General features: G+C 46.3%; 9 protein-coding genes. 2 read left to right on the top strand and 7 right to left on the bottom strand.

All coding sequences use genetic code 11. The features are described 5' to 3' along the window. The first annotated feature begins 1 nt into the window (after window position 1). A complete protein-coding gene (locus BW931_RS01210) occupies window positions 2-619 on the top strand; it encodes a cyclase family protein (protein ID WP_076569305.1) in 618 nt (205 codons plus the stop codon). Between the two features lie 48 nt (window positions 620-667). Here the strand turns inward: BW931_RS01210 and BW931_RS01205 are convergent, their stop codons facing one another. From BW931_RS01205 to BW931_RS01190, 4 genes are all read right to left on the bottom strand, one after another. Next, window positions 668-1,564, bottom strand: a complete 897-nt coding sequence (locus tag BW931_RS01205) for a DMT family transporter (protein ID WP_076569302.1) — start codon at window positions 1,562-1,564, stop codon at window positions 668-670. A gap of 361 nt (window positions 1,565-1,925) precedes the next feature. Next, the gene (locus BW931_RS01200) at window positions 1,926-5,267 is read right to left on the bottom strand and encodes an efflux RND transporter permease subunit (protein ID WP_076569299.1); all 3,342 of its coding nucleotides are present in this window, start codon (window positions 5,265-5,267) and stop codon (window positions 1,926-1,928) included. A gap of 301 nt (window positions 5,268-5,568) precedes the next feature. Then, the gene (locus BW931_RS01195; RefSeq protein ID WP_076569296.1) at window positions 5,569-6,972 is read right to left on the bottom strand and encodes an MFS transporter; all 1,404 of its coding nucleotides are present in this window, start codon (window positions 6,970-6,972) and stop codon (window positions 5,569-5,571) included. A gap of 178 nt (window positions 6,973-7,150) precedes the next feature. Further along, entirely contained in the window at window positions 7,151-8,755 is a 1,605-nt protein-coding gene (locus BW931_RS01190; RefSeq protein WP_076569294.1) for a M20/M25/M40 family metallo-hydrolase, read from the bottom strand. A 160-nt stretch (window positions 8,756-8,915) separates the two neighbouring features. Here BW931_RS01190 and BW931_RS01185 point away from each other — a divergent pair, with 160 nt between their 5' ends. Continuing rightward, a complete protein-coding gene (locus BW931_RS01185) occupies window positions 8,916-9,752 on the top strand; it encodes a YitT family protein (protein ID WP_093105284.1) in 837 nt (278 codons plus the stop codon). A 59-nt stretch (window positions 9,753-9,811) separates the two neighbouring features. Here the strand turns inward: BW931_RS01185 and BW931_RS01180 are convergent, their stop codons facing one another. The 3 genes from BW931_RS01180 to BW931_RS01170 all read right to left on the bottom strand — a co-directional run bounded on the left by BW931_RS01180 (window position 9,812) and on the right by BW931_RS01170 (window position 12,767). Further along, a complete protein-coding gene (locus BW931_RS01180; RefSeq protein WP_008589900.1) occupies window positions 9,812-10,249 on the bottom strand; it encodes an OsmC family protein in 438 nt (145 codons plus the stop codon). A gap of 124 nt (window positions 10,250-10,373) precedes the next feature. Beyond that, complete coding sequence (locus tag BW931_RS01175; protein ID WP_076569289.1) at window positions 10,374-10,688, bottom strand: hypothetical protein; 315 nt, start codon at window positions 10,686-10,688, stop codon at window positions 10,374-10,376. Between the two features lie 126 nt (window positions 10,689-10,814). After that, a complete protein-coding gene (locus tag BW931_RS01170) occupies window positions 10,815-12,767 on the bottom strand; it encodes a fructose-specific PTS transporter subunit EIIC (RefSeq protein ID WP_076569286.1) in 1,953 nt (650 codons plus the stop codon). Window positions 12,768-12,806 lie beyond the last annotated feature (39 nt).

Genomic DNA, 12,806 nt, shown 5'->3' with positions numbered 1-12,806 from the left:
TTTGGCTATATACGACGTGTCTATGACCATCCGGGAAGGGATGAAAGTCTACAAAGATAAAGAAGAAAAACAGCCGCAAATTACGACCAGCACGAACGGTCACGTTACGGAATCACGGATAGATATGGATCTGCACACGGGAACCCACGTCGATTCCCCGCTCCATATGATCAACGACGGGGAAACGATGGAGACGATAGCTGTAGAGGATCTGGTAGGAACAGTTAAAGTTTTCGACCTCTCAGACTGTGGGGACAGCATAGATAAATCGGACGTTGAACTGCTTGATATAAATAAAGGGGATTTTATACTCTTCAAAACGAAAAATTCCTACCATGAAGGGAACGACTTTGATTTTGATTTCACCTACGTTACCGGTGAAGCAGCGGAATTGCTGGCAGAAAAAGGTATCAAAGGTGTAGGAGTCGACGGTCTCGGCATTGAACGCAGTCAGCCGGACCATCCTACCCACCGGACACTGTTCACTCATCGCATTATTATCATTGAAGGTCTTCGATTAAAAGAAATTTCTGAAGGGAGCTATTTCATGATGGCCGCTCCTTTAAAGATCGAAGGTACAGATGCCTCCCCTGCCCGTATTCTGCTTATGGATGAGTAAATAAAAAAGAGAGCCGGCGCTTCCTGAAAAATGGAAGGCCGGCTTTCTCTATGCTGCTCGTGACAATTTCCTTTTTTTCCTGCCTCCAAGTACCTGAACGACGATAACTCCGGCAAGTGCCACTGCCCCTCCTATGAGTGACAGACCGCTCGGCCATTCCCCGAGCCATATCCAGGCTGTAATTACAGCCACCGCGGGTTCCAGATACATCATACTTGTCACTTTACTGGCGTCCCCGAGGGATAAGGCTGTAGACCATGTGACGTAAGCAATCGCGGCAGGAAAAATTCCTGCATAAACGGCAGAAGCGTTCGCCTCTGTCGTTGCTTGTGTCACCGTATCCACTACTCCCGGAGAAAATATCAGGAAAGGAATAGTACCCGCCCAGCTGAAATAAGCTACAAGTTCGACCGGTTTATACTTACGCAAAAACGGCTTTTGTCCTGCAAAGAACACAGAAGTGGCTATGACGGATATAAGAACATAAACGGCTCCGACAGATATAGAAAAGCCTTCCGCAGTACCGAGAGTAATGAGTATAATTCCCGCAAAACCGATTCCCATTCCCGTCCAGCCTATACCTCCCAGTTTCTCTTTAAGAAAAAGTACGGCTATGATTGCAGTCACAATCGGTGCCGCTCCGATCATCATACCGACCGCGCCTGCGGATACCGTCATCTCACCGAAAGTGATACCGGCATGATACACGCTTATACCAATAAAACCAAGCAGCGCAAGCAGAGGGATATCCTTCCTGTCCGGCATCCTTATTTTTTTGCCGGGAAGCATAGCCACGAGCACAAAAGCAAAAGAGGCCACACTGTAACGGACAAGAATAAGGTGTCCCGGCGTGTAACCTCCGAGTAAAGATGCCCGGATAGCGGCGAACGTGGAACCCCAGAGAAGAATAGTTGTGAAAGCCAGTATCCACACTTTTCTACTCATCCGACTCCCCCCCTTTTTTGCTATAGTCCTTCCTATGTTAGAGCATCTCTCTTCAAAGTGCAAAACTTCCCTGTCAATAAAACTATCCCCTTTCATTCGGAGAGAGGAATTCCTTCTATACGGAATAGTCCTTACCAGCCCTTCACACATTCCTGTGGGACATGAAGGTCACTATTAAAACTTAAACGGTACCTTCCTCCAGTCCTCAGGGAAAGAACGTTCCCCTTCTCTTCCACTCTCCTCTGCTCCCCTGAACGGAAGAAATAGGGAGATATCAAATTTTTTCAGCTACAGAAAAAATGAGACCGGGCCACAGGACCCGGTCTCATCTGTACAAGTAAGATTCAAAAGACTCTTACGGTTATTTATCTTTGCGATTTTTATCTTTGTTCATCAATTCTTCAAGTGCTTCAAGAATTTCGTTTTTGGAGTATTTCTCCTCTTTTCCATTCTCCGAAGTATTATCCTCAGTGTCATTCTTTTCTTCAGATACAGGAAGTTGATCAGTAGTACGTTCCTCTTCCTCTTTATCTTCTCCTGAATTCAGGAAATGATCATTTGTGCTTTCTTTGCGTTCCTGATGATTTTCTTCAAGGAGATCACGTTTGTACACGACTCCCCCGTCCGGTGTCATATACTTCTTGTTCATATCACGCGTGGATTTATCAAAGAAAGTATAAATGACCGGGATGACGAACAGAGTGAGCAGAGTACTGCTTACAAGACCGCCGATAATGACGATCCCCATCGGCTGAATCGTCGCCGAACCTTCCCCTATACCAAGAGCAAGCGGAAAGACACCGAGAATCGTAGTAATACTGGTAATCAGGATCGGACGTGTCCGGTCTTTTACGCCGATGACCAGAGATTCTATGACATTCATTCCTCTGGCTCTCTGTTGATTGACGTAATCAACAAGTACGATTGCGTTATTGACTACAATACCCCCGAGCACCACTACACCTATGAGAGCCATAGCACTGATCGGTTTCTGGGTTACTGTAAGAGAGAGCATAACCCCGATAACGAGCAGCGGTACTGTAAACATGATGATAAATGGATGCTTGAATGATTCGAACTGAGCACTCATCACTAGATAGATGAAGACCAGCCCGAGTACGAATGCCAGGGTAACATCTGCAATCAGATCGTTCACCAGTTCCTGGTCACCCCCAACAACGAATTCAGCTTCCTCGGCCAATTCAATATCATCGATGGTAGATTCGACTACTTCTGAGACATCACTCAAATCATTCGACGGGTTGAACCTTACCGTAAAGTCGGCGCTCCGTACCTGATCGGCACGATTTATGACGCTTGGAGCCCCGCCTTCCTCAATATTTGCCACATCCGAAAGCTTGACATAGCCGCCCTGGCCGTCAGCGATCGTAATGTTTTTAAAGTTCTCCCGACTGTTCAATATATCCCCTTTATATTGAACGCTGATTTCATACGTATCATCAGAGTCCGTCGTTATAGATCCTGCATTTGTGCCACTTGTAGCGGAACGAATGGACTGCGCTACCTGAGCGGGAGCCATACCATTCTCTCTTGCTGCTTCTTTATCCACCGTAGCCTGCAGTTCCGTCACGGAGTCTTCTTCGGAACTTGTAACTTCTTCGATAATGCTGTCATCTTCCAATTCATTAATCAGTTCCTTGCTCGTTTCTTTCAAACGGCTTACGTTCGGATCTTCAATAGTAAAGGAATACGTATTCGGTTCTCCTCCAAAACCTGAAGATGCGGCATTGGTCATCTTAATATCTGCGGAGTCATCAGTCTCTTCTGCTGTTCCTTCGAATTCGCTGATGAACTCCGCAGTGGACCTATCCCGCTTCTCCTGATCTTTCAAAGAGACGAATATTTCAGCTATATTACTTTCCGAACCGCCTCCCATGCTCGCGCCCTGGGCGGTTGCTCCAATCGTGCTCATATAGTTAGCAACTATTCCTTCATTGGCCAGTTCATCTTCGATTTTCTTAACCGTCTCTTCTGTACGGCTGAGACTTGTTCCTTCTTCATGCTCCACTTTTATCATGGCCATGCCTTCATCGTTAGTAGGCAGGAATTCCACTCCTGTAGTTGTAAGACCGAGCGCTCCGACAATAAGAGTTGCAGCAGTGATAAGCAGAACGAGAGCTCTTCGTTTCAAAGACCAGCGGGAGGCTTTTTCTATTCCCCTCATAAAGCGGGAGTTCTTCCGTTTGTCTTCTTCTATAACTCTCGGAGCTTTCAGAATACGGCTTGCAATCATCGGTACTACCGTCAGTGCGACGAAAAGGGAAGCGAACAGACTGAACGACACGGCTATGGAAAGCGGTGCAAACAAGTCACCGGCGATTCCTGAAATGAACACTACCGGCAGGAATATGGAGACGGTAGTCAATGTCGAAGCAGTAATAGCTCCGGCTACTTCCCGTGTCCCTTCAGATGCTGCTTCCTTCGGTGTTTTACCCATCGCCAGATGTCGATAAATATTTTCCACGACGACGATGGCATTATCGACCAGCATACCTATACCGAGAGCAAGACCCCCGAGCGTCATCATGTTGAGACTGATGTTCGTAAAGAAAAACAGCGCAAACGTCACTATAATGGAAAACGGTATGGCGATACCTATAATCAGTGGCGTTTTCAAGTTACGGAGAAAAGCGAACAGTACGAGCATAGCCAGAATACCACCACTTACAAGTGCGGTGATTACACTATTGATCGAAGCCTGTACAAACTCTCCCTCGTCGTAAATGCTGACGACCTGAAGATCGGAGTATTCATCTTCTTTTAAAAGCGTATCAATTTCATCGTTGACGGCAGTCGAAAGCTGGGCCGTGTTGGCATCTGATTCCTGCGTAACTTCGAACTGAATCGCTGGTTTCTCATCAACCCGTGTGATGACATTCTGTTCTTCAGGACTCAAGGATACATCCGCGACGTCGTCAAGTATTACGTTTCCACCGTCCCCGTTCTGGCCTACGGTTATTTGCCGAAGTTCATCGGTGGAAGTCAGTTCACTCAGCACTCTTGTAGAGATAGTCTGCTGGTTGTCTTCATTTACAATGACGCCCCCTGGCACTGTGGCCTGTTGAGATTGTATAGCCTGCACAACAGTATCCTGATTCAGCGTGTTATCCTGTAGCGCCTGCTGGTCCAGCCTTACCTGGAACTTCTCCGTTATCGTTCCTGTTTCGGAAACATCAGCGACACCATTTACTCTTGAAAGTTCCTGATTCAGATCGGCTGCCGAATCCTGAAAATCGATAACTTTATCTCCTCCTGAAGATACGGCGAGCTGCATACTTGGAAGTGCGGACGGATCGAATTTAAGAAATGTTGGAGATCCCGCTTCTTCGGGCAGATCTGCCTGATTCATGGTGGAGACGATTTCCGTTTCAATATCATCAAGATTTGTTCCTGACGAAAATTCCATAATGAGTATGGCAGACCCTTCCATGGACTGCGACGTTAAGTTTTCAAGCCCCGAGGTGTCCGAAAGTTCTCCTTCAAGTTCTTTCGTTACATCACTCAGCACCTCCTCAGGTCCTGCCCCTGGGTAACTTGCTGTAACTGCCGCTGCAGGTGCCTCCACGTCAGGGAAAAGCTTGATTGGCAGTCGTGACAGGGAGACCGCCCCAAGTATCAGTAGTACGAGCATAATGACGATAGTAAATTTCGGTCGCCTTATCGATAAGTTCCAAAGTTTCATATTGCACGTGCTCCTCTCAATCTTCTCATTTAAAAAGAAGATAATTTATTCCTCGGTTTTATGACTGTACAGTCATAAAATATAAATGACTGTCCGGTCATTTTCAAGGAATAACTCTTACTTCACGAAACGTTCACACAAAAGAGAATAATTTTTAATAACACAGGTTTCTTTAAGATAAAGATAACACTTTAAAGTTCCATAAACGATTTATCCGCCCGTAAAACTTTTCAATAAAAATAATTTGACCAATTAGTCATAAAAAATCACAATCGACTGTGAAGTCAACTGTGATTCTTTATCACTTTTCTTTTTTCTCTTCGGTTGCCTGCTTTTTCTCTTCAGCAGCTTTCTGTTCTTCTTCCTGGCTCTCTTTTTTAGCTTCTGCGGCTTCTTTTTTCGCTTCTGCCGCTTCTTTTGTTCCATCCTGCGAACTCTCGCCGTCTCCCGAGCGACTTTCCTTTTTCTCTTGGGCAGCCTCTTTCTTCTCTTCTTGAGCTTCTTTCTTCTCTTCCTGTGCCTCTTTCTTTTCTTCCTGTGCACTTTTCAGCTGATTATAACGCTGACGCTGACGGTATCCGTAAGCTGCAGAAAGAACGACTTCTTCATTTTCAAGAGCTGAACCGAGTGCGCCGATGATCGTAGCAATACTTGTAGCCGTCCACGCAATGTAAACATAGTTGACGTAGCCGACTTCAGAAGAGACCTGGGATTCCAGCATACCCATCGGAATCAGAACGACCACTGCGATAGAAAATAGTATAAATAGCAGACCATAATACATGAGTACTGTTAAAAACAGGGTCGAAATCGTAGCCAGGTTGTATAACTTCCTCAAATAGTTTTTGGTCGCCTTACGTTTCGACTCCCACAACTGGTGGGCAAGCGTTATCCACAGCACCATGGCCGTAATGGCTACGACGGACACCATGACCATGCGCCATATGCCATAATTGCTGCTCAACATCCACAATGTCGGAAAAACGAGGGCATAAGCTCCGGTAGCAAAAGCTACGACAATTAACTTCATAAAAGAAGGAAACATCGCCCAGGGCCGGTTCGCGCGAATCATTCCGGCCAGTATTCTCAGTGCTCCGACCCATTTCGATCTGACTGTGAACCGGACATCTATGTTCGACTCTTCTTCATCCGGAGTTTCCCTCTGGATGGGAGAGAGACGGTCAAGGAATCGTTTTCCGACAAGTCTCTTTGCGTCTTTATTTTTAAGTTCCTGGTGCTCCCCATAATCTTCCTGATCTTTCTGCTGAATACGTTTTTCGGCTTGTTCCCTATCCTCGTCGGACGTACCGTAGTACATTTCGTTGATAAGCTGCACCGTCGATTCACGTATACGTTTAATAAGGGGAGTGACCCCGAGAGCCGGTATACTTAACAGAGCAGTATTCTGTTCAACATAAGCTTCCGCCACGATCGCTTTCTTTCTTTTGAATAAAGGTAAATCCGTAAGGGATATAACGTAATCCCATTCATGCTCTTCTTTCTTATCGAAAGTAGCGCCAAGAATCTCCGATGAATTCTCGGTGGCCCCTGTGAGGGCATCAGTTTCATATTCCACTTCCCATTCGACCCGGTCGTCCACGTAGTAACTGAGCAGATCAGGAAGGGCGTGACTCAAACCTTCACTGATACGTTTGGCATACCCCGGCGCTGTGATCAGCCCGACTCTGAATTTATTATTACTCATGATTTCTCCCCCCTTTTCTATTTATGATGACAATATTATTGAATATAACCGAATATCTTCTCTTTAAACCGTGAATTTTGCTCCTATGGTAACTTATTCCCTATTTTTTAGAGAAAAGCAGCCTGCAGGATGTGTGAGTTCGAGTAAAGTGATTGCACTGCCCGGGCCCCGGGTATCATCAGTCGCGTTCACTGATGTAATCGATAAGCGTTTCTAACAGCACGGGTATTTCTTGAAAAGCATTTTTCTTATGCAGTCGTTCCGTGCGTTTATGGGCGTCTTTTCCGTAAGGTCCCAGATTCATTACCGGCGCCCTCAGCTTCTCCATATCTTCAAACGGAATGGTATAACGCTCTCCCCACACAGGTGAGTTACGTTCAAATGCTTTCCATCCTTCCGTCTCCCCGTTGTAGTTCACATAGCTCAAGTCGGAGATGCCGTTAAAATAGTGTACCTGAGTAACAGTAAGATCAAAGGCCTCTTTTGCCTTCTGCTGAATTACGTCCACTGCTCCCATCACCACCGGGTCCTCTGACGAATTGACAGCAGGATAATAAGGAGTAGCGAAAAGAAGGATTATGACGGGTCCCAGTTCCTGGCAGTGCAAAATAAGCTTATCTACAATACGCACGGCCACTTCCCGGTCATCCTGTTCTTCTTTCTCCATCACTTCTTTAATGTATATCCGGACCATGTCTTTTCCGAGTTTTCTTTCGGCATAATGCAGAAGCTCCCGGTACTCCATGACTTCCACCTTCCCGAGCGGCTGTACGTCTTCCCGTCGGCACACTTCTTCATATGAGCTGTTGCAGGCTTCCGCTGCTTCTTCGGCAGTTTTCCGGAATAGTTCAAAAATATCCTTCGCCGAACGTTTGAACAGGAATGCATTGAACAGTACCTGAGCACGGTACGGTGTCTGAGTCGAGTATCCCGTGCCCATCAGATCTTTCTGACGTAAAGATATCGGTAACGGAGTGCTCTCTCCCATTTCCGTTTCACGAAATTCGGGATTCCATTCCATTTTCTGTGTTAAAAACGTCGCCATATAATTAGCAGTCAGACCGCTCATCGGATTCCCGACGTGCGTTTCTTTTCCGTACAATAATGCTGCAGGCATGATTTTTCCGATAGAACCCGAATACATATAAAAATGTTCGTCTCCGAGCTCCTGAAAAGTAGGTTCGCTGTTCAGAAACAGAGTTATATCGAGGTCATACCGGTGTTGTATATCGCGGATGGCAGGTACTGCTTCTCTCATACCTGCAGAGTCTACTTCTTCATCCGGCACTGTCACGAGCAAAATGTTCACAGGCCATTGTTCTTCGCTTGCTCTGGCAATAATACTCATATGCAGAGTGAGCCCCATCTTCATGTCCATAACTCCGCGACCAAACAGATACTCTCCGGATTCAAGATCCCCCCTCGCTTCTTCCGGAAGTTCCTCTTTATAATCATGAAGAGTCTCCGTGAGCCGTTGGGGGTGAAAAGCCAGATTCTCCAGGTGACCGTAATCCTCCGTGTTCACCGTATCAAAGTGGCTGAGAAGGACGATAGTACGGCGGGATTTCCCTGATAAATACAAAGCATTGACCCCTTCACGACCGTCCGGCGTTTTGAAGAACGTCAGATTTTGACTGTTTTCCCGGAAGTAAGGAACGTTTGTCAGTTTATTCATCAGATGATGGGGGAATATCCTTTCCCCTTCCGTCCAGGAGCGACTTTGCCAGCTCACCAGTTCAGTAAGAAGCTGTTCGAGTTCTTCCGGTGTCTGCCATTGGGCCATACTGCAATTCCTCCTCTTTTTTCCAATATGTATCGTCTAATGTAGTGTAAATTAGAGAGAAAGGTTTGTAAACGAAGTCTTTCAACAGGAGAAGACGATAATCCTCCGTTAACATTTGGATATATATAAGATATGATTGACCATGGAGGAGGTGTTCGCCGTGGAACGGAACATACGTGATCTATTAATACTTATCGCCGGCAGTTTTATACTTTCTATCGGCATCAACTATTTCGTCATACCGAACCAGCTTTCCGAAGGTGGAGTATTCGGTATCACCATCGTTACTTATTATCTGTTCGAATGGTCACCCGGTATCGTGAACTTCGTACTGAATACTACTCTCGTCGTTATAGGGTACCGATACTTCACGAAAAGAACTATCATTTATACAATTATCGCAATTATACTGAACTCCATATTCCTTATTATCACTGAAGGGTGGGGAGAGGCGATGGATGACCGCCTCCTCGCGGCTCTGTTTGCAGGACTGGCCGTGGGTCTCGGTATCGGCATGATTTTCCGGGCCGGCGGAACGACCGGTGGCACAACGATTCTTGCAAATATGATGAATAAGCTGCTCGGCACAAGTGTAGGATCGGCCATGCTCGGGCTTGATATTCTTGTTATTGCGGGAAGCGCATTCGTCATCGGCCGGGAAAGAGCTATGTATACTCTTATTTCCGTATATATCGGTGCTAAAATAATCGACATGCTTATCGAAGGTGCGGAAGAAAGAAGTGCCGTTATGATTATTTCCGAAAAAAACATAGAACTGCTTAACGCAATTCTTGTCCAGATGTCCCGGGGTGTAACCGTAATGGAAGCAGAAGGGGGTTATACCCGGGAGAACCGTGATATCCTTTATCTTGTCATCAACAAGCGGGAAATCGTCCAGCTGAGAAAGCTGGTGGAAGACATCGATGCCGATGCCTACGTAACGGTACACCGGGTGCAGGAAGTGTTTAGAAGTGGATATAAAGGCAGAAAAGCCTGAGGAATCTTACATTAAAAAAGTCCGTAGAGGCAAAATATCTCCGGACTTCATCTTTATTGTCAAGCTTTCACCCATTCAGGGATCATCTCTACGTCAGCCGCTTCCAGAGTGGTAAACACAGGACAGCGACGATCCACTTTCTCCTGAAGCTCCTTTACGCGTTCTTCTGTTTCACTCGTGTGTACTTTAGCATGAACGCTAACCTTTTTGAAATAAGGACGAATTCCTTCTTGTCCCATCATACCACGCGGGTCCATTTCTCCGTCGATTTCGAAATCTATCCCCTGAAGATCGAATTCCATTTCTTTTGCGACAAAATTGGCAATGGCGTTTTCACACCCTGCAAGCGAAGCGAGTAGTGTACCAAGCGGGTTGGCACCTTCGTCCGTACCCCCCATGTTCGCCGGCTCATCAATAACTACGTTATGCCCTTCCGACTCCGCTTTCGTATTCATACCTTTTGAGATTGCCGTAACCAATTCATGCTTCTCGGCCATGAAAAATCATCCTCCTGTTTTAGTAGTCATACCAGGTGCGCTGGTATAAATCAGACTTTATCACAGCTTCTATCCGGTGAACAAAAGACCACTCCGGAGGTGTAAGCCAGCTTACATCCCCCATTCAATCAAGCTCAAGTTCTTCATCAATCTTACGGATCATGAACTCCGTCGATTTTTTTGACGTTTCCAGCCAGGAAATCCTTTCTTCTTTTTCTTCTTTGATTTCCTGCAGCAGTTCGAGGCTTTCCGTCAAATCTGTTTTTACGTCTTCTGCCATATCTTCTTCGGTCCACTTTCTCAGTCTTTCTATCTGTATATCCCTCAGTTTCTGTTCTCTCCGGTATTCTTTTCTGAGTGTTTGTAACTCTCTGGTCGTATCATCCAGATCTCTTCTCAGTGTACGTTTCCAGTCTTCCAGATACTCTTTCGTTTCCATTACGGACATCCTCCTCCGGTATTCTGTTATCAGTTACTCAAGTCCTCCGCCATATACTGATTTTATCATTAACAAGAACCCCTCTGCCTGTACAGGGGGGTCTTGTCGCACTATGACGGTCGTGTGCTACCGGATAGTTCTCAGAAGTTCATAAGCTTCTTTATCCGATTCGGCTTTCAACAGCTGTTCCCGGTAGCTCTCATCCATCAGTTTTCTGGATAACATCTGCAGTATTTTCAAGTGATCTTCTCCTTCCCGACCTTTCGGAACGGCGATCATAAAAATAAGTTTTGCTTCTTCTCCATCGGCACTGTTCCAGTCGACACCGTTACTCTGCCTTCCAAACACTACGGCCGGCTCGTTTACTGCTTCGGATTTTCCGTGAGGGATGGCGATTCCCATGCCAAGACCGGTACTGCTCTGTTCTTCCCTGGCTATAATAGCTTCCCGGAATTCCGCCTTTGAACTCAACAACCCGGCTTTATCAAGCATATCGATCATTTCATCCACGACTGATTCCTTCTTCTCTCCTTTGAGAGAAATAGTTGCAAGTTCGGGAGTCATAATATCCTCCAGCTGATGAATCGGTTTGTTTTCATTCCGGCTGATTGTTGTTTCCTGTTCTCTGCTTCCGGTATCAGCTACTGTAATATCAGAAGATTCTTCTTCAGACATATCTGTTTCAACAGCTACATCTTTCTTCAGAAAGTTTATCAGCAGGGCTGTCACTATCGTACCTGCGATAATGGCTACAAAGAACATCAGTACGTTATTGACGGCTCCCAGTATGGCTACGATCGGCCCTCCATGAGCCACACGGTCTCCGACACCGGAAAGCATAGCTATTACGGAACCTGTCATCGATCCGGCAACGATACTCGGAATGACGCGGAGCGGATCCTGGGCTGCGAAAGGTATCGCTCCTTCTGTAATTCCGAAGAAACCCATGGTGAAGGACGCCTTGCCGGTCTCTCGTTCAGCCTGATGATATTTTTTCTTATTCATAAATGTTGCCAGTCCCATACCGAGCGGCGGGATGGCAATAGCCGCGGCGATAGGCCCCATTATTTCATAGTTCCCTTCACTGATCATTGCAGCTCCGAAAAGGAAGGCGACTTTGTTGAAAGGACCACCCATATCTACGGCAATCATGGCACCCAAAATCAGGGCGAGAACTATGGAACTGGCCCCCTGCATGCCTTCGAGCCACTGGGTCAGCCCTTCGAAAATGCCTGCTACCGGTGCCCCGATGACAAGAATGAAAAGGACCCCGACAACCAGTGATGCAAGAATCGGGATGAAAATGATAGGCATGACAGGCTGTACAGATTTAGGAACTTTAATCTTTTTAATACCGAGCGCTACATACCCTGCGAGGAAACCGGCAAGGATACCACCGAGAAATCCTGCTCCCGCTTCACTTCCATAAAAACTTCCGTTCGCTGCAATGTACCCTCCGATCATACCAGGTGCAAGACCGGGACGGTCTGCAATACTTACAGCTATAAAGCCTGCAAGAATAGGGACCATAAAGCTGAATGAAGCCGCTCCGATATTTTCAATCTGTTTCCAGAAAGAATCCTCGGGCACCTGCAGTCCTCCCGGAGTCTGGTCACCTCCGAAGGCCAAAGCGATGGCAATCAGCAGTCCGCCCACCACGATAAACGGAATCATGTACGATACTCCGTTCATCAGATGTTTGTATACCGGGTTCTCTTTATCTTTCTTTTTCGCTTTCACTGTTTCCGCATCAGGCATCGCGCCTTTGTATACGGGTACGTCACCTTCCATAACGCGTTCGATAAGATTCTTCGGCTCACGTATTCCTTTTTGTACACCGACCACTAATAGCGGCTTGCCTTCAAACCGTTCTTTCGATACTTCTTTATCACTGGCGATGATGATACCGTCTGCTTCAGCTATATCTTTCTTCGTCAATTCGTTTTCCACTCCGATGGAGCCCTGAGTTTCCACTTTGATATCTATGCCTAGTTCTTCTCCGGCTTTCTGGAGATTTTCAGCTGCCATATACGTATGCGCTATCCCGACAGGACATGCTGTGACCGCAAGTACCTTCATATCTTTTCCTCCTCTGATCGAGTTCTGTCTTAATTATAA

The organism is Salimicrobium salexigens, assembly GCF_900156705.1.
Lineage (GTDB): Bacteria > Bacillota > Bacilli > Bacillales > Halobacillaceae > Salimicrobium > Salimicrobium album.
Note: the sequence above shows the minus strand (reverse complement) of the source record. Positions and strands in the feature narration are given on the sequence as shown.